General features: G+C 68.7%; 12 protein-coding genes. 7 read left to right on the plus strand and 5 right to left on the minus strand.

Annotation, left to right across the window (positions count from 1 at the left end; translation table 11 throughout):
* Nucleotides 1–127 precede the first annotated feature (127 nt).
* The 4 genes from CY652_RS04000 to CY652_RS04015 form a co-directional block, all read right to left on the minus strand.
* Nucleotides 128–1,156 carry an amino acid--[acyl-carrier-protein] ligase gene (locus tag CY652_RS04000; protein WP_102129417.1) on the minus strand — a complete coding sequence of 343 codons (1,029 nt, stop codon included), beginning with the start codon at nucleotides 1,154–1,156 and terminating at the stop codon, nucleotides 128–130.
* On the minus strand, nucleotides 1,140–2,468 hold the full coding sequence (locus tag CY652_RS04005) for an acyl-CoA dehydrogenase family protein (RefSeq protein ID WP_102129418.1): 1,329 nt from the start codon (nucleotides 2,466–2,468) through the stop codon (nucleotides 1,140–1,142). Before CY652_RS04005 ends, CY652_RS04000 begins: the two co-directional genes overlap by 17 nt.
* Nucleotides 2,465–2,713, minus strand: a complete 249-nt coding sequence (locus CY652_RS04010) for an acyl carrier protein (protein ID WP_102129419.1) — start codon at nucleotides 2,711–2,713, stop codon at nucleotides 2,465–2,467. The genes CY652_RS04005 and CY652_RS04010 overlap by 4 nt, the downstream gene beginning before the upstream one ends.
* A 72-nt stretch (nucleotides 2,714–2,785) precedes the next feature.
* Nucleotides 2,786–4,711, minus strand: a complete 1,926-nt coding sequence (locus tag CY652_RS04015; protein WP_102129420.1) for a serine aminopeptidase domain-containing protein — start codon at nucleotides 4,709–4,711, stop codon at nucleotides 2,786–2,788.
* A 401-nt stretch (nucleotides 4,712–5,112) separates the two neighbouring features.
* Here CY652_RS04015 and CY652_RS04020 point away from each other — a divergent pair, with 401 nt between their 5' ends.
* Nucleotides 5,113–7,224 carry a hydrolase gene (locus CY652_RS04020; RefSeq protein WP_102129421.1) on the plus strand — a complete coding sequence of 704 codons (2,112 nt, stop codon included), beginning with the start codon at nucleotides 5,113–5,115 and terminating at the stop codon, nucleotides 7,222–7,224.
* 175 nt (nucleotides 7,225–7,399) lie between these two features.
* On the opposite strand, the gene CY652_RS04025 is transcribed toward CY652_RS04020, so the two are convergent.
* The gene (locus CY652_RS04025; protein WP_102129422.1) at nucleotides 7,400–8,134 is read right to left on the minus strand and encodes a Crp/Fnr family transcriptional regulator; all 735 of its coding nucleotides are present in this window, start codon (nucleotides 8,132–8,134) and stop codon (nucleotides 7,400–7,402) included.
* An 825-nt stretch (nucleotides 8,135–8,959) separates the two neighbouring features.
* On the opposite strand from CY652_RS04025, the gene CY652_RS04030 reads away from it, so the two are divergent.
* From CY652_RS04030 to CY652_RS04055, 6 genes are all read left to right on the plus strand, one after another.
* Nucleotides 8,960–9,994, plus strand: coding sequence for a GlxA family transcriptional regulator (locus CY652_RS04030; RefSeq protein ID WP_102129423.1), 1,035 nt, complete (start codon nucleotides 8,960–8,962; stop codon nucleotides 9,992–9,994).
* A 187-nt stretch (nucleotides 9,995–10,181) separates the two neighbouring features.
* Nucleotides 10,182–11,252: a sugar transferase gene (locus CY652_RS04035; RefSeq protein WP_102129424.1), complete on the plus strand. Its 1,071-nt coding sequence runs from the start codon at nucleotides 10,182–10,184 to the stop codon at nucleotides 11,250–11,252.
* A 765-nt stretch (nucleotides 11,253–12,017) separates the two neighbouring features.
* Nucleotides 12,018–13,211 (plus strand): polysaccharide biosynthesis/export family protein, encoded by a 1,194-nt coding sequence (locus CY652_RS04040; RefSeq protein ID WP_258002184.1) that lies wholly within the window; start codon nucleotides 12,018–12,020, stop codon nucleotides 13,209–13,211.
* Nucleotides 13,212–13,305: 94 nt separating this feature from the next.
* Nucleotides 13,306–15,486, plus strand: coding sequence for a GNVR domain-containing protein (locus CY652_RS04045; protein WP_102129426.1), 2,181 nt, complete (start codon nucleotides 13,306–13,308; stop codon nucleotides 15,484–15,486).
* Nucleotides 15,470–16,618 (plus strand): glycosyltransferase family 2 protein, encoded by a 1,149-nt coding sequence (locus CY652_RS04050; RefSeq protein ID WP_102129427.1) that lies wholly within the window; start codon nucleotides 15,470–15,472, stop codon nucleotides 16,616–16,618. Before CY652_RS04045 ends, CY652_RS04050 begins: the two co-directional genes overlap by 17 nt.
* Nucleotides 16,615–17,721: a glycosyltransferase family 4 protein gene (locus CY652_RS04055; protein ID WP_102129428.1), complete on the plus strand. Its 1,107-nt coding sequence runs from the start codon at nucleotides 16,615–16,617 to the stop codon at nucleotides 17,719–17,721. The genes CY652_RS04050 and CY652_RS04055 overlap by 4 nt, the downstream gene beginning before the upstream one ends.
* The last annotated feature ends 47 nt before the right edge of the window (nucleotides 17,722–17,768 follow it).

Genomic DNA, 17,768 nt, shown 5'->3' on the forward strand with positions numbered 1-17,768 from the left:
GCCTTTGCTGCGAGCCCCCGGTTCTTGCTCGGGTTTTGACCTTGATTCCAGCAGGGTCCTGACGCACCCGAGTCTCTGCGTATCGCCCCGTCATTGCCCCATAGCCGGATAACCGGCGTCCACCCACTCAGGCCGGCTCCGCGAGCCCGGCCGCGATTTTTTCGCGCATCGCCTGCGGACTGCCCCAGAGCAGATCGCGTACGCCCGCGGGCCAGGCGTCGGGGTCGAGCCCGTGGTGGCGAAAGAGCGCGAGGGCGAGACGCTCCAGGCCGAAGCCGACGCAGCCGGTGTGCGCGATGGACCCGTCTTCGCAGGCGATGCGCCAGAGTGCGCCGAAGTGGTCGAGGTGATAGTTGAACGAGAGGCACGCGGTGGGCGGCCCGGGCGTCACGATCTCGACGAGCAGTTCGAACTTGAGCTGCTGCGCGCGCTGGCTGTCGGCGACGATCTTGCCGCCGCGCCCGAAGAACGGATCGTTGGCGAGGTCGATCGCGAACGGCAGGCCGAGCAGCGTTGCCAGCAGCGCGCCGCGCCGTATCCACTGCTGGCGGAACGCCATGACCTGCCCGGGACTGCCGGCCTGCACGTATTCGCGCATGCGGAATAGCTGCATGCGGCACGGGTCGAGCGACGGCTCGTGGCGAAAGCAGTAGGAGAGCACGTCGAAAGTCGCGCCGCCTGCGGGCAGCGGCCCGCGGCGCGCCATCAGCGGATAGACCGGATAGCAGGCGGCAGGCACGAGCACGAGGCGTGTGGGTTGCTGCTGGTCCATCCAGGCGTCGTCGCGCGCGCCGGCATCGGCCGCCAGAGCCTCGTCGAGCGCCGTCAGCAGCCGGCGATGCTGGGCCTCGTTGCCCTGGAACGCATGGATCGTTCCGGCGAGCTCCGGAAAACTCTTCAGATATTCGCTGTGCTCGAAGTCGCGGCGCGTCATCGCGGGCGGAAAGCGCAGCACTTCGGCGTGCTGGTCCGCGCCGAGCGCGCTGACGGCGTCGTTCAGCCGGTCGATCACGTCCTCGAACGTCTGGCTGCGGCCATAGAGACCGTCCTCGCCCGTCTCGACGAGGAGCCCGGCTTCGATCATGCGCGCGCGCAGGTCGGCAAGCGGCGCGGCGCGGGCGGCCTCGGGCGCCGCCCGTTCAGTGGTCGCGTTCATCTGCGGACTCCGGTCGAAGCTCGGGGCGTTGCGCGAGCAGCAGGTTGGCGGTGTTCAGCGCGATGCGGTCGTTGCTGATCATGAGCGGGGCGGAAAACAGGTCGCGCAGAGGGCGGCCCACGCTGTAGCGCGTGTCGTTGCGGTAGCCCGCCATGCCGCAGATCATCAGCGCTTCCTCGACCGCCCGCAGCGCCGTGGCGGAGACGGCGAGCTTGAGCGTGTTCATGTCGCAGGCGAAACCGAGCGAGGCGGAGAGCGGCGAGTGGGCTCCGGTTTCGTCCACGCGCGGGCGGGGTTGCGCGGCGAGCGTCTCGAGCGCGGCCCGCACGCGCGAGCGCATCAGGTGCACGAGGGCGTTCGCTTCGGCAAGCCGGTGCGCGGACGGCGGGAGCGTGCCCGGTTGTTTGCGCGCGGCCTCGCGGAAGAACGCATGCGCGCGGTTCACGGCGCCGGCGGCGATGCCGGTCCAGACCGCCGCCCAGAGCACGTGCGAGACCGGCAGCATGGTCTGTCCGGAAATCGAGGCGAACGGGACCGGCAGGATTTGCTCGAGGCGGCCGTGCGCAACGAGGCGAAATCCTTCGCTGCAGGTGCCGCGCATGCCGAGCGCATTCCAGCCGCCGTATTTTTCCAGCTCGATCTGGTCGTGGAACGCGACGATCAGCACCTGGTCGGACGGCGCCGCGTCGGACGCGCGGCGGGCGGTGATCAGGATCGCGTCGGCGTGCGCGCCGTAGGAGACAGTCGGCGCGCGCTTCTCGATGCGGAAAATACCGTCTGCGCCATGGCCGCGTTCGACGGCGCACGCGCTGGTGCGCATGCTGCCGCCGATGTTTTCTTCCGAAGTCGCGGAGGCGAGCAGCAGTTGCTGGCTCGCGATGCGCGCGAGCGCATCGCGCTGCCAGGCGACGTCCATGCCGTGATCGACCATGCAGGCCACCTGAATCTGGTGCATCGCGTAGATCATGGCGGTGGACGAGCAGCCCTGCGCGAGCGTTTCGCAGATGCGCGCGACCTGGTCGAGCGACAGGCCCGCGCCGCCGGCCGGGGGCGGAATTAGCGCGGACAACAGGCCCTCACGGCGCAATTCGACGAACGCCTCGGCCGGAAAGCGGGCGTCGCGATCGACGGCGTCGGCGTGCCGGGCGGCCACTTCGGCAACGCGTCCGGCCGCCGCGAGCCAGTCGGTGGCCGCCGTCGGCGGAGCGAACCCGGGGTGGTCGGTGCGGTCCGCAGCGTCGGCGTCGGCGGAGTCGGCGCCGGGCGAGGCGGCGCGAGCCCGACTGGCCATTTCGGCGGCCGGCGTGCTCATGCTGTCTGCGCCTGTTCGAGCGCCGCTACCGCGGCAGCGAGCGAGTCGATCGACGTGAAGAGCTCGCGCGTGAGCATGGCGTCGGGGACTTCGATGCCGAACTCGTCTTCGACGGCGAGCAGTACGTGCACGGTCGCAAGCGACGAGAGGCCGGCCGCGTAGAGGTCGCCGCTGTCCGGGAGCGTATCGACGGCGGTGCCGAGATGCGCCAGCTCGGCGAGAATGCGGCGCAGTTTCGATTTCATGGTGGCTCTCCGCCCAGACAGGTTGACCGGCGTGTGTTCGGGCGCGCTGTTCAGGACGGCACGCGGATGGCTTCAATTTAACGGGGCCGCTGCCGGGGTTTCGGTGCGATGGCGCACAGTGCCGGACGGGGACGGCATGCGCGGTTGTCGGTCAGACGAGGCCGCTTGCATCGTCTGCTCCTTTTGCGCCGCCATTTCGCGCACGAACGCCGTGCAAAGCGCGATGACCTTGTCGGCCGCGCGCGGGTTGAAGAGCGCATGGTCGAGATCGGGAAACACGGTGGCCCGCACGTGCGCGCAGCGGGCGAGGTGCTTGCCGTGCCGGCCGAAATGCAGGTTGAGATCGTCGAGGCCGTAGTCGAATGCGCCGTAGACCAGCAGCGTGCGCACGCCTTTGCGCTCGAGCGCGCTCACGACGCCGTGCGGACTGGATGGCGGCGCTTCGACAGCCCTGGCATCGATCGCCGCGCGGCCCGGGATGCGGGCGAGGTCGCTGATGCGCAGGCGGGTGAGGACCAGTGCATAGACGAGCACCGCGCGTGCGATTCGCACCGGGTTGCGGCGGCCGCTCAGCAGGATTTTCCATTTCGTCCATTCGAATGCCTTGGACGAGTAGGTCGCCATCGAATAGGAAGCCTTATTATTAAGGTCTCGGGTCGAGATGCCGTCGGGCATGTGGAAACGACGCATGTTGACGGCGAGGACCGCGCATAGCGCGGGCTCGGCGATCGCGGCGCGTAGCGCGCTGTAGCCGCCCGAGCAGACGCCGAACGAGGCGACGCAGCCGTAGCCCTGGTCGGCGAGCCAGCCGGCCGCGGCTGCGACGTCCTCGGCGACGGCGGGCGCATGGACGGCAACCGACAGGTCGCTTGTCTCGCCGGGGAGCGGCGCGCTTTCGCCGAGGCCGCGCGCGTCGATCCGTAGCGAGGCGATGCCGCAATTCGCCAGGTGTCGCGCGAGGCGCACGGACAGCCGCCCGTCTCCGTGATGCGCATTGGCGGCCGTGTTGGCGATGACGAGCGCGACGCCGGGCTGCGTCGTGTCGCGTGGCTCGCAGAGCACGCCGAAGAGCGGGGCGTCGCCGAACACGACCGGGCGTTCGACGGCCTGCGGCAAGTCGAGCGCGACGTCGGCCGCGGGTTCGGGCAGGCCGCCGGCCGCCGTGCCGTTCGTCCTGTTTTGCCGCGTATCGTTTTTTCGTTCCGGCGGGTGTGGGGCGGGCGGTTGGGCCTCGCCGCCGGCAATCCAGCGGACGACGTCGGCGAACGTGTGTTCGGGCAGGACGGAGAGCGCGGTTTCCTGCATGAAGTCGCCGTAGCCCTCGAACGGGCGAATCCCGACCGCAACGCCGTGCCCGCGCAACGCCGTGCAGAGCGGGTTGCCTGTTCCTGCGCGTACCTCGCAGACGAGCGCGCGCTCGAGCGTGGCGGCGGGCGTGGTCTCGAACGCGCGGACGAGGTCGAGCGCGGCCAGTTGCGCACACCAGCGCTCGCTGTAAACGTGGCCGAGCACGTTGAACGGCGTATCGACCTGTGCCGTGCGGACGGGGCCGGCGTTGCGCTGCAGCCAGGTGCTGCGCAGCGCGCTCAATTCGCGCAGGTAGGCGCGTCCGCTCGCGATGGGCGCGAGCAGCGCCAGCGCATCGGCTTCGCATTTGAGCGCGGCGAGGGCGGCGAGTGTCGCGCCGAGACGCAGGCCGCACAGCGTGACGCGCGGCACGCCGGTCTCCGCCTTGAGCCGTTGCACGGCGGCGCAGATGTCGTCGACGGCCGTTTCGAGCGGCGCGTCGTCTTCTCGAGGCTCGCCCGAATCGCCGGTGCCGAGATAGTCGAAGCGCAGCACGGGCAGGCCGAGCGCCGACAACTGATCGGCGAGCCGGCGCATGCCCCTGTGGCTCCAGACGGCCTCGTGACCATACGGGTTGCACAGGACGACGCCGCGCGGCCCGCGCCCGGGGTGAAGCCAGCCGAAGCGGCCACCGAACACCAGCGGTTTCATCTGATCTCCTTGAGCGGTCGTTTCGCGAGCGGGCCATGCGCGATGGCGTAAAACACGGTCGCCGCCACGTTCCGGCGAGGCCGGGCGTCGTGTGCCGTCCGGCGGATTGGGCCGGGTCGAAGCCGAGCCTTGAAGGCTGACTGACGGCTGACAGTAAACCGTCTTTCATGTGCCGCGTTCGGTACGGTTTCGAACACAGCGACGCGCTGGCAGGGTCCAGGTCCTGGCGAATTCTCGACAGCGCAACGGCGGGGCATCGAGCGTCGCCCGCAGTGTGGGCGACCGAACTCAGCGCGAGACGGTGCGCGCGATAGGCTGGATCGCTTCGCCCGGGCAGCGCGTGGCCTTGCCGTTGCAATGGCCGACGGCGGACGGGACGACCTTGCCGGAGACCGACGACCGTGTTCAACCCGACGCTATTCCCCGCCCGCAGCAAGGCAGACGATCCGGCCGGCCGCTTCCCGGCGCTGGAGCGTGTCGGCGCCGGGCAACTGGTTTCGACCGACATCTTCGACACGCTGCTGCTGCGTCGGCCGGTGTCCGCACGCCGGCGGCAACGGCGAATCGCAGCCGTGTTCGCGGCGCGAGCGGGCGCGCAGTTCGGCCATCTGACGGCCGGGCAGGTGCTGCGCGCGCGCGTCGAGGCCGAGCGCACAGCATATCGGGCGCTGGACCTCTCGGGACGAAGCGGCGAGGTCCGGTTCGACGATATCGTCGAACGACAGTTGTGGCTACTCGGGCTGCCGCAGCAATGCGCTCCGCAGCTCGTCGAGGCCGAGCTCGCCGTGGAGCAGGCGCTGCTGAAACCCAATCGCGCGCTGATTCGCACGCTGGACCGCCTGCGCGAGCGCGGCGCCCGGATCGTGGGCATCAGCGATACGGGGCTGTCGGTGGACCAACTGACGGCGCTGATCGTGCGCGTGGCGGGCCGCCCCGTGGTCGACCGACTCTACACGAGCGCGGATCTGCAGCAAACCAAACGGCGGGGCGATCTCTTCGCGGCCGTCGCGGCCGAAGAGCGCTTTGCGTTCGGGGCATGGACTCACGTCGGCGACGACCGGCACGCCGACGTCGGCGTGCCGGGCGGGCTCGGCATGACCTGCATTCATCGGCCGAGGCGAATGGGTTATGTAGGCCTGCGGCGTCTCGACGGCGTACTCTTCGAAGCCGCGCGCCGCTGCCGGCCCGGCGCGCTGCGCGAACGCGCGAGGCATAAGCGCCTGGCGCCCCCGGCGCGTTTCGCGCACGACGTGCTCGGGCCGATCGTGGCCGAGTTCTGCATGCGGCTATGGCTGCATCTGCGTCCGGCGGCCGGCGACGATGCGACTGCCGTCGCGTTTTGCGCGCGGGGTGGCCTCAACCTGCACGTTGCGTTCAAGACGTTTCTCGCGAGCACCGGCTTGTCGCTCGACCTGAAGCGATGCGACCTCATGGTTTCGCGCGTCGTCGCCGCGCGCGCGGCGATTCTCGCCGGATCGCCCGCCGCCGCCGACGAGCTGGCGCGCGAATTCGCCTCGGCGACCATGGCCGACGTGGCGCGGGCCGTGAGCGGCGCCGCGTGCGAATGGCCCGGGCTCGGCGGGGAGGGCGAGGACGATTGCGGGGGCAACGGCGAGGCGGTTTCCGGGGACGCCATCGAGGGCGCTTTCGATGCGCAGTGGAGCGCTCCCTTCGAGCCTTGGGCGTTTTTCCGTCTATTGACGTCCAGCCGCGCGGGCCAGTGCATCGTGAGACGGCTGAAGGAGCAGGACGCGCTGTTCATGCGTCACCTGGCGCAGAGCACCGGCGGCGCGCAACGCATCGTGCTTTGCGATACCGGTCTGTACGGGAGCATGCAGCGTCTGCTGGCGGCGGGCCATCCCGAGTATGACTGGGTTTGCCTGATGTTCGCGCGCTGCAATTACAAGGGCTTCGCCGCGCCCCATTTCGCGCGGACCGCCGGTCTCTCGGTCGAACGCGACGGCTATCGGCCGTTCGATCCCCGCAGCGCCGTTTTGCGCCACTGGCAATTGATCGAGTCGCTGTTCGAGCCGTCGCTGCCGAGTGTGCGCCTATTTCGGCGGCAGCCGGACGGGCAGATCGTGTCGAATCTGGAACGGCCGGGATGGCGGACGACGCTCGACGCCTGTCAGGATGATGCGTTGTCCCAGGTCTTCGCGTATCTCCAGGCATTGCGCCCGACGGGCTGGTTTGGCCGCCTCGATGCCGACATCGACGTCGCCTGGCACAGGCTGAGCCGCATGCTGATATTCCCCGACGGCGCGACGGCCCGAGTCTGGCAGACGGGCCAACGTTCGCGCGACTTCGGCCGGGACGAGGTCGTCGGGCAGACCGTCGGCCTCGTGCCTCGCGGGTTCGTGCAAAAGCTGCGATATGTGCGCGGGGCCTGGTGGAAGGAAGGCGCGTTGGCGCTTGCCTTTCCGGCGGCGGGCTGGACGTTGCAACGGGCGATGGAGCTGGCTTATTGGGCGCGTGCAGCAGGGCGGGCGGTGCGCGCGAAGCGGCGCCGATAACTGATTCGATCGTTACGCATACCCAATAATCGACGGACGAAGACGACGCGAAGAACCGCGTCGTCGGTCGTCGCCTCGTCGAGAAGGACGGGCGGCATCGGCCGCCGTCGTCCTGGCGGCACGCGCGTTCGCGCGTGCGCTTTGCAACGACGACGCACGTGCCGGCCGGCCCGGCTCAGTGGACCACTTCGGCCTGCCTCAGACGCGGCAGCAGGCGGTCGAACTCGCGCCGGACGAGGCGATAGCACTCGCAGGCGCGTGCTTCGAGCCCGTCGCGATCGACGATCCGGATGTGGCCGCGGCTGTGACAGATGAGGCCTTCGTGATGGAGCTTGCCCGCCGCCTCGGTGACGCCCTCGCGACGCACGCCGAGCATATCGGCGATCAACTGCTGCGTGACGATCAAGTCGCTCGACGCCACGCGGTCCGATTCGAGCAGCAGCCAGCGGCACAATTGCCGGCTCAGCGAGTGATGGCGGTTGCAGGCCGCCGTCTGGGCGACCTGGGTCAGCAGCGCGTGCATGTAGAGCAGCAACAGTCGGCGCAACAGGTCCGAGCGCTCGAAGTGCTGGCGCAGGCATTGCGCGCTCATCCGGTAGGCGAAGCCGGCGCACTGTACCTGCACGCGGTTCGGCATGGTTTCGCCGCCGGTCAGGATCGGCACGCCGGTCATGCCTTCGCGGCCCACCGCGGCTACTTCGACCGAACTGCCGTCCTCCATGGTGAGCAGCATCGAGATGATGGCGGTCGTCGGAAAGTAGACGTGGTGGATGCGTTGCGCCGCGTCGCAGAGCAGTTGCTCGGTGCGCAGATGGACGAGCTCGAGATGGGGCGTGAGCGCCTGCCACTCGTGCGGCGGCAGCGCACCCAGCAGGTGATTGCCGTGAAGATCGGATTGAAGCGTGAGCATGGTTATGGGTCCTCGCGCAAAGCCGTTCGTCTGGCTTGCCGTTTTATGTTCCGGTCTGCTCACCGTCGTGTTGCGCCGTTCTTCCGAACGCCTGGCGACAGGTAGCTCCGGCCCCGTATGGTCCAGCCTGGGTTCTGCTGGGTTCTGCCTGCGGCGACGGCCCGTTGGGGCTGGGCATGTGTGCCGCGTAGCAGCTTTAGCGAGGACCATGCCAGACCACTCCGAAACCGGGGATTCGCCCGGCAGCGCGACGACGGCCTGGTGTGCCCTGTATTGCGCGAGTGCCCCGGGCGATCCGTTTTGTTTCAAATCTGCACAACGACATTCGGCCGAGCCCGTGAGAACGGGGCGGTTTTCTCACACGATACGTGAGCTCCCGTTCCGCCTGGGGCCGCTTCGTCCGGCAGCGATGCCGGACGAAGCGGCCATCGGGACCGCCGCTGGAAAATGATTCAACCGTGTTGCATCGACCTGGCCTCGAAGGGCGTGTCAAGGAGCCAATTGCACCGCGTGAGGCCGTTGCACATGCAACTCGATGCGTGTGCAACGGCCTGCTTCGATGTTGTCGCCGACGAAACCTTTGCCTGGGAAGAGCGGCCTTGCGAGGAGTCGCGCGAGACGTTGCGGGACTACGTTCAGGAGCGCACACAACGCCCCCGATAGTGATGGTGTGAGCGAGGGCCCCTGCGATATAAATGAATCGACGCCGCAGTGGACGACAACAGGTCGAGATCCAGACTGTCCTTCAGCGGCGTTTGCATGTGACCGGCAGTGCGGGACTCGGACCCTGCCGGCGGGCAGTCGGGTTTTACGTGGGGAAGCGAAATGATGGGCGCGAGCAGGCAGTACAAGCGGGAGGGTACGCAGCGCGGACAGGACGACGCGCCGTATGTCGTGCGCCGCATCGGTGTGGTGCTGTCCGATGGATTTTCGTTGCTGGGGGCGGGGGTCGTGGCCGAGGCGTTCCACATGGCCGGCGAATGGAGCGAGGGCACGCGGCAGCCGCACGTGCGCTATCGCCTGGAGCTGCTGTCGCGCGAAGGCGGCAGCGTGGTATGCGCGTCGTCGCTGAAGGTGTGGACCGAGCGGCTCGACGTGTCGGCCGTGCAAACCTTCGACGCGATCGTCTCGATGAGCGGCCCGTCGCGAGCCGGTTCGTCGCCCGGAAATGCGGCGTCGGACCGGCTTGCGCCCTGGCTTGACGACGTTCTGGCGAGACGGCGCATCGTTCGCCTGTCCCGCGCGCCATCGGCCCCGGCATTGGCGTGGCCCGCATCCGGCAACGGCGTTGCAAACGGGCCGGACAACGAGGTGTTGTATTTCGTCGAGGCGAGCGCGGTCGACGATCGCGCCGGACTGATGGGCGGCGTTCTCGCGCTGCTCGGACGGGATCTGGGTGAAGCGGCGGCACGCGCGATCTCGGAGCGGCTGATGCCCGATGCGGGTCAGGCGGGGCCGTTCGAAACCGACGGCATCGAAACCCGCCCGGCCAGGATGCGGCGTCTTGCACGCTGGCTGCGAGAAAACTGCGACCGGCCCGTTTCCATCGCGCAGGCCGCGCAGGAAGCCGCGATGAGCGAGCGGAACTTTCTGCGCTGCTTCAAGCTGGAAATGCGGCGCACGCCTTCCGAGTACCTGCTCGACGCGCGTCTCGAAATGAGTTGCCGGCTTCTGCTCGCGACCGAGCTGCCCGTCGACAAGATCGCGCGCCGCAGCGGCATGGGCAACGGCGACCATCTGGCGAAGCTCTTTCGCAAGCGCTGGTCGATTTCCCCGAAAGAGTACCGGTTGCGCAACCGTTCCGGCGTGCATCCCGACACAACGTGGCCGTCGGACCGTCCGTTTGCCGGCAGGCCTTGAGCCGTGGCGTGGGGGCGACCCGCGCGAGGCGTCGGCAATAGTCTGAAATACGCAGCAATCTGATTGATGATCCGGCCGGCCGGGCCCGCATCCGGACAGGGCCTTTCATTCAATGAAGGATTACTGATTATTTGATGAAAGACGGGTGCAAGGAAATGTGTCGTCTTGAAGCTATGGGGTGACGAAAATGTCTGGACTACTCCATCGGGCAATCGATATCGGGCTGATCGTGCTCGGCGCCGTGGGTGTACTGCATCTGAAGCCGCTGGCATCGGGCGGCCCGCATGCGTTCGACGCCTCGCTGGTGGCATTCGTGGCGGCGCTCGCGCTGTCCGTGTTTCCGGCTTGCGGCGCGTATGCGTCGCGCGGCGTGCGCTCGGTGGCCGGTGTGGCCGGGCGTACCACCTTCGCGTGGCTCGCGGTACAGGTTTGCGGGCTGGTTCTGCTCTATGCGATTCACCGCACGAGACCGCTGCCGATGCCCTGGTTCTTCGACTGGACCCTGGCGACCGGCGCGTCGCTGCTCGTATCCCACACGCTGACCTATGTCGTGTTCGACGTCGCGTCTCCGGCGATGCGGCGCGCGTTCGGCGCGGCCTATCGTGCGGGGCGCGACGTCGCGGCGGGCGGCCCGTCGCATGCCGCGGCAGCCGGATACGCGATGAAGCGCTGTTTCGACGTCGCGCTGGGCGTTGCGCTGTTGATCGTTCTTTCCCCGGTCCTCACCGCGCTGGCGCTCGCGGTGATGAGCGACGGCGGACCGGCGGTGTTCGCTCACGTTCGCGTAGGACGCCATGGCCGTCGGTTTCGCTGCCTGAAGTTCCGCTCGATGGTCGTGGATGCCGATCGCGTGCTCGAATGTCTGCTCGAAACGGACCCGCAGGCACGCGCGGAATGGGCGCGCGAATTCAAGCTCAAGCACGACGTGCGCGTGACGCGCATCGGACATTTCCTGCGGCGTACGAGCCTCGACGAGCTACCGCAACTCTGGAACGTCGTGCGCGGCGACATGAGCCTCGTCGGGCCGCGCCCGGTTGTCGACGGGGAACTCGCGCGCTACGGCGCGGACGTCGGCTACTACCTGATGAGCAAGCCCGGCATGACCGGGCTATGGCAGGTGAGCGGGCGCAGCGACACGGACTATGCGACGCGCGTCTCGCTCGATGTGGCTTACGCGAAGAGCTGCTCGTTCTCGCGCGATATCACGATCCTCTTCAGGACTTTCAGCGTCGTGCTTCACGGCGGCGGCGCTTATTGAGTCAAGGAAAGGCGAAGTCAAGCGCCGGGTCACGGACGAGGTCAGGCGTGCAACGAAGGACGACGGCGCGCAGACCGGCATCGCGCCTCGCCCGGGCGCTCGTCGCGCTGAACGTATCGGATGAGCGGCCGTGCCCGGGGGCGGCGCGCGCCGCCGACGGCGGCCGGCAGATCGTGCCGGCGAACGGCGCCCGGTAGAGCGGGCATCAGGGGCGATTCCAGGGCGAAGGCGTGTCGGGCGAGGCGTACAGCGTGTCGGCGCTCCAGCCGTCGTAAGCGTCGGGGTCGTTCAAGGCGGGCGAGGGCGCGGTGGCGGAGAGCGGGGCGGTGCGGGGAATCCGCGGTCCGGGGCCGGACGGCCCGAACGGCGAGCGACCGGCAGTGCGATCGGCGGTGCGGCTGGCTCCGGTCGGACCCGAAGGCGAAGGGGACGGCGCGGCCGGGAAGGGGGCGGGATACGACGTCAGAGGATAGGTCATGAGTGGCAAGGTGCCTGCCGGCGAGGCGGCTACCGGAGCAGGCGTCGCGGAAGCGTCGTCCGTTTGCTGGGCCGGCGCCGCTGTCGGACCGAAGGTGAGGGCGCACAGCGAGGCAAGCATGGCAGCGGAAGTTTTCACGGCTGGACCTCACACAGGTTCATGCAGATAACGGGCATCGACTGGCAATGCAGGTGACGACGATGTTATACGAGCTAATCGACTTTGCAAGGCAATCGGGTTCCGGAATGTGCCGGACCGTATCAGGAAGGATTACGAATGAATGGATCGTGTTCGACGGACAGGCGCGGAGCGGCCGTTTTCCGGCATGGATCGCGGCGCTGTTTTCCGCCGTGCTGATCGGCGGCTGCGCGATATCGCCCGGCATGACCTATACGCCGCAGAGCCGGGCCGCCATCGCGGGCGCGGCCGCCCCGGGCAGCGCCCCGGCGGCCGGCGCGGGCGCGCACGGCACGGCCGGCGGCGGCATCCCGGCATCGGACGATCTCGTCGAAATCAACGCGGACCTGATCGCGAAGGAGCGTGCGGCGCGTCCGCAGGGCATGCCGGCCGACGTGACGCAACTGTTCGAGAAGCCTTCGCCCTACACGCTCGGACCCGGCGACATCCTGAGCATCGTGGTGTGGGACCACCCGGAACTGAACCTGCCCGACACCACGACCGGCGCCGCGCAGGACCCGAGCGGCTCGAATTCGGTGGTCTCGGGCTACACGGTCGATGCGGGGGGCGAGATCCAGTTCGCCTACGTCGGCCCGCTGAAGCTGGCCGGGCTGACCGAGATGCAGGCGCGCGATCTGTTGGCGCAGAAGCTGAGCCTCTATCTGCGCGCGCCGCAGGTGACGCTGCGCATCGTCGCGTATCGCAGCAGGCGGGTCTATGTGGACGGCGAGGTCCGCACGCCGGGGCTGCTCGTGCTCGACGACATGACGATGACGCTGCCCGAGGCGATCAATCGCGCCGGCGGCTTCACGGCGTTGGGCGACCGCTCGCGCGTGGCCATCACGCGCGGCGCGAAGACCGTGATGCTCGACATTCCCGACATGATCGCCAAGGGCGCGAACCCCGACGACATCGTGCTGCACGACGGCGACCTGGTGCGCGTGTATTCGCAGAACGACAGCAAGGTGTACGTGCTCGGCGAGGTCGGGCATCCGGGCAGCCAACTGCTCGACAACGGGCAGATGACGCTGAACCAGGCGCTCGGCAGCGCGGGCGGCGTCGATCCGAATTCGGGCGACGCGTCGCAGATCTTCGTCGTGCGCCGGCGGAGCGACAACCGCACGGCGGTGTTCCACCTGAACGCGAGCTCGCCGGTCGCGATGGCGACGGCCGACGGGTTCGAACTCGAACCCAACGACGTCGTGTTCGTCGACGCCTCCTCGCTCGTGCGCTGGAGCCGCGTTATCAACCTGCTGCTGCCGAGCACGGAGGCGGCGGCGACGAGTCGGGCCGTCGGCTACTGAAAACCGGTGTGCCGTGCGCCGGGGCCCGCGCGGCGGGCTCGACGCACGGCACGCGGGCATTGTTCCGAAACGCTCACGGATGTGGAGAAGGATCATGACTTCCCGCGATATGACACTCCAGACGATCGACGCCGACTTCGCCGAAGCCGGTCAGGGCGGCAACTATCTGGACATGCTCTACCAGAACCGCAAATGGATCGCGGCGATCACGGCCTGTTTCGCGCTGGCGGGCGGCGCCTATGCGCTGCTGGCGCAGCCCGTCTATCAGTCGGACATCCTCATCCAGGTCGAGGAGAACCAGAGCTCGCCGAGGAACGTGCTGAGCGATCTCTCGTCGATGTTCGCGGTCAAGACAGAGGCCTCCTCCGAGATCGAGGTGCTGCGCTCGAGAATGGTCATTTCCCGCGCCGTGGACAGCATCAAGCTCTACATTCATGCCACGCCGCGCTATTTCCCGGTGATCGGAAAATGGTTCGCGGACCATCTGGGCACCCCTGCCTGGTCGGGTTTCGGCGGCTACGCGTGGGGCGGCGAGAAGATCGCGGTCGAGACGTTCGAGGTGCCCGACGAGCTGTACGGCGCTCCGTTCCGGCTCACGCTGCTCGGCGGCGGCCGCTACCGGCTTTCGCACGGGCATGCCGAGTTCGAGGGCAAGGTCGGCCAGCCGCTGCATGCCGCGGCCGGTAGCGGCTACGTCGATCTGCTCGTGAGCGAGGCGACCGGCAAGCCGGGCGCGAGCTTCGAGCTCGAACGCGACTCGCGGCTCTCGGCCATCGAGGCCCTGCAGGCGGGGCTCCTCATCACCGAGAAGGGCAAGGATTCGGACGTCATCGGCGTCGCGCTGCAGGGCACGGACCCGCGGCGGATTCGCGACATCCTGAACGCGATCGGCAACGAGTACGTACAGCAGAACGTGCAGCGCACGGCCGAAGAGGCGGAGAAGTCGATTCTCTTCCTGCAGAAGCAGTTGCCGGAATTGAAGACGCAGCTCGAGACGGCCGAAAGCAACTTCAACGCTTTCCGCGCCGCGAACGGCACGGTGGACCTGAACGCCGAGGCCGACGCGCTGCTGCAGCGCGCCGCCAACACGCAGACGCGCGTGTCCGACCTGAAGCAGCAGCGCGCGCAGTTGCTCGAACGCTTCACCCCCGAGCATCCGGCCGTCAAGGCCGTCGACGACCAGCTTGCCGAGGCGGACCAGGAGGTGAGCGACATCGCGGCCGCGACGCGCGCGCTGCCGCCGCTCGAACAGAATCTGCTGCAACTGCAGCGCGAGGTGCAGGTGGACACCGATCTCTACACCAACCTGCTGAACACCCAGGAGCAATTGCGGCTGCTCAAGGCGGGCAAGGTCGGCAACGTGCGCCTCGTCGACAGCGCGTTCGTGCCCGAAAGCCGGCTCAGGCCGAAGCGGGCCTTCGTGATTGCGGGCGCGCTGCTGACGGGGCTGTTTCTGAGCGTGTCGGTCGTGCTGCTCAAGCGCCGGCTCGTGGACGGCATCGGCGAGGCCGCCGAAATCGAGGCCGGCACGGGCCTGCTCGTCTATGCCTCGGTGCCGCGCAGCCGGGCCCAGGTGCTGCTGACCCGCAAACTGACCGGCAACACGAGCGCCGACCTCGTGCTGGCGCGGGTCGCTTCGGGCGACGCGGCGGTCGAGAGCCTGCGCAGCTTCCGGAACGCGCTCGAGTTCGCGCTGCGCGAGGCGCCGAACCGCATCGTCCTGCTGGCCGGGCCGACGCCCGTGGTCGGCAAGTCGTTCGTGTCGGTCAATCTCGCGGCGCTGATGGGCGCCTCGGGCCAGCGCGTGCTGCTCGTCGACGCGGATTTGCGCCGGGGCTCCATTCACCGCTACCTCGGCATACCCGCGGGCCGGGGCGTACCGGACATCGTGGTCGACGGGCTTCCCCTGGAGGAGGTGGTGTGCCGGGACGTGCTGCCGGGCGTCGATCTCGTGACGAGCGGCAGCAATGTACGCAACCCCGGCGAGATCCTGATGCACGAAAACTTCGTCGCGTTCATGCGGCACGCCCAGGAGACCTACGACCTCGTGCTGATCGACGCACCGCCGATTCTGCCAGTCGCGGATTCGGGCATCGTCGCGCGGCTTGCCGGCACGGTGTTCATGATCGCGCGCCACGGCGTCACGCACCTGGACGAGATGCGCGACGCGATGCGCCGGTTCGCGCAGATCGGTGTGCCGATCCGCGGCGTCATCTTCAACGACCTGAAGTCGCGGCCCGGCAAATACGGGAGGGAATATGGCTACGACGGCTGACAGGCGGACCGGTGCGGGCCGCGAGCCGCAGGACGCCGACGCGGCGGACCGGCTCGACATCGTGATTTGCAGCTACAACTACGAGCGCTTTCTCGGCGAGGCGATCGATTCCGCGCTCGCGCAGAACCCGGGAAGAACGCGCGTCGTCGTCGTCGACGACGGCTCGACGGACGGCTCGCGCGCCGTGATCGAACGTTACGGCGACCGGATCGAGGCAGTCTTCAAGGAGAACGGCGGCCAGGCGTCGGTCTACAACCTCGGGATCGAGCGGGTCCGCAGCGAGTACGTGCTCTTTCTCGATTCGGACGATCTGCTTTACGCCGGCGCGGTCGACCGGATATTGGCGGCGTTCGGCACGGACGGTCGTTGCGCGAAGGTGCAGTTCAGGCTCGACGTCGTGGCGCACGACGGCCAGCGCATCGGCTCGCACGTGCCGCATTCGATGCCGCCGGAGAATTGCGCCGACGCGCTGCGGCGCGGCTGGCTCTACCCCTCGCCGCCGGCGTCGGGCAACGCCTACCGCGTGAGCGCGCTGCGCCGCGTGCTGCCGATTCCGGATGTGGAGCACGGCCTCGCCGCCGATTTCTTCGCGATCTACGGCGTGGCGTTGCTCGGCGCCGTACGCTCGATCGACGCGGCCTGCGGGGCTTACAGGATTCACCGGCCGGAACGGGAAAACGCCGGCGCGCAGGCGCCCCCGGGCGGCGCGTCGTTCGGCAACTGCGAGGACCGGGAAGCGTTTACCGACGCCTTTCCCCGGCGCTGGGACGCCTTGCGCGCGCTGGTCGGGACGCGGCTCGGCGAGACCCTGCCCGCGCAGGCCATCGACTTCTCCTACGAGAAGGCGCGCTGGTGCGGCGCGGTCGACGGCGTGCCGTGGTCCGCGCGCTGGCACTGGTTCCTGTTCGACTCGCGCGGCTACTTTCGCGCCGTACTCGGCAATCCGTTCTGGGGCGCGGGCAAGAAGCTCGCGGCGCTCGCGCTGACGATGCTGTGCCTGTTGCCGTCGCGGCGGCTGAGCGGCTATGCGGTCCGCTGCATCGCCAATCCGCTCTCGCGTCGGGCCGCGCCTGCGCGTCTTGCGTCTCGTCGAGCCGAAGCGCGTCCGATACGCGAGGGGACGCGCCCATGAGCGCCTTTGCCTCCCGCGCGCTCGCGATCAACGGCCGTTTTCTCGGCCGCCAGGCAACCGGCGTGGACCGCTTCGCATTCGAGACGGTGCGCGCCATCGACGAACTGATCGACGCCGGCCATCCGCAGGTCGCCGGGCTCGACGTGTCGCTCGTCGTGCCCGTTTCATTGGGGCCGATCGGCAATCCGTTCCGGCACGTGAGGCTGCGCGCCGCCGGACGCGCGCGCGGGCTGCGCTGGGAGCAGCTTTGCCTGCCGGCGGCGGCGCGCGGCGCGTTACTGCTCAACCTCTGCAATTCCGGTCCGCTCTTTTGCCGGCGCCAGGTGACGGTGCTGCACGACGCCGCGCCCATGCGCGTGCCCGAGAGCTATAGCCGCGCGTTCGCGGCCTGGTATCGCGTGATGGCCCCGCAGATGGGGCGCGTGGCGCGGCGCGTGCTGACCGTGTCCGAATTCTCTCGGCGTGAACTCTGCGAGGCTTACCGGATTCCGGCCCACAAGATCGGTGTGGTGTCCGAGAGCGGCGAGCACATGCTGCGCGCGGCCGTTCGCGGCACGCGTGCGGGCCGCAACTTCGCGATGCGGCGGCCCTACGTGCTCGCGGTCGGCAGCCGCAACCGGCACAAGAATTTCGGACTGGTCGCCGAGGCGGCGCGGCTCATCGGCCACGCGTCGTTCGACATCGTCGTGGCGGGCGGCGGCGACGCGCGTGTCTACGATGCGCGGCGCGAACCGCTGCCGGACTTCGTGCGGCAGCTCGGCTACGTGAGCGATACGGAGTTGACCGCGCTCTACCGCCACGCGTCGTGCTTTGTCTATCCGTCGCGCTACGAGGGCTTCGGCCTGCCGCCCATCGAGGCGCTTGCGCTCGGCTGCCCGGTTATCGCGTCGCGCCTGCCGGCGGTCGTCGAGGCGTGCGGGGACGCCGCGCTCTACATCTCGCCCGACGACGCGCCGGGGCTGGCCGCGCTGCTCGCGCAAATCACCGGGGATAGCGCGCTACGCGGCGAGTTGCGCCGGCGCGGCGCGGCGCGCACGGCGCAGCTCACCTGGCGCGCGAGCGCGCTCAAGCTGATCGAGGAGATTTCGCCTTGGCTGAACTAGTGGCTGCCGAACGTGCGCCCGAGACCGAGCCGGCGCGCGAATCCGCG

The organism is Burkholderia sp. WAC0059, assembly GCF_002870125.1.
Lineage (GTDB): Bacteria > Pseudomonadota > Gammaproteobacteria > Burkholderiales > Burkholderiaceae > Paraburkholderia.

Excerpts from the sequence above, each read along its gene's own strand:
- CY652_RS04000 (WP_102129417.1), bottom strand. The coding sequence starts at position 1,156 with ATGAACGCGACCACTGAACGGGCGGCGCCCGAGGCCGCCCGCGCCGCG.
- CY652_RS04015 (WP_102129420.1), bottom strand. The coding sequence starts at position 4,711 with ATGAAACCGCTGGTGTTCGGTGGCCGCTTCGGCTGGCTTCACCCCGGG.
- CY652_RS04050 (WP_102129427.1), top strand. The coding sequence starts at position 15,470 with ATGGCTACGACGGCTGACAGGCGGACCGGTGCGGGCCGCGAGCCGCAG.
- CY652_RS04010 (WP_102129419.1), bottom strand. The coding sequence starts at position 2,713 with ATGAAATCGAAACTGCGCCGCATTCTCGCCGAGCTGGCGCATCTCGGC.
- CY652_RS04035 (WP_102129424.1), top strand. The coding sequence starts at position 10,182 with ATGTCTGGACTACTCCATCGGGCAATCGATATCGGGCTGATCGTGCTC.
- CY652_RS04005 (WP_102129418.1), bottom strand. The coding sequence starts at position 2,468 with ATGAGCACGCCGGCCGCCGAAATGGCCAGTCGGGCTCGCGCCGCCTCG.
- CY652_RS04055 (WP_102129428.1), top strand. The coding sequence starts at position 16,615 with ATGAGCGCCTTTGCCTCCCGCGCGCTCGCGATCAACGGCCGTTTTCTC.
- CY652_RS04025 (WP_102129422.1), bottom strand. The coding sequence starts at position 8,134 with ATGCTCACGCTTCAATCCGATCTTCACGGCAATCACCTGCTGGGTGCG.
- CY652_RS04045 (WP_102129426.1), top strand. The coding sequence starts at position 13,306 with ATGACTTCCCGCGATATGACACTCCAGACGATCGACGCCGACTTCGCC.
- CY652_RS04030 (WP_102129423.1), top strand. The coding sequence starts at position 8,960 with ATGATGGGCGCGAGCAGGCAGTACAAGCGGGAGGGTACGCAGCGCGGA.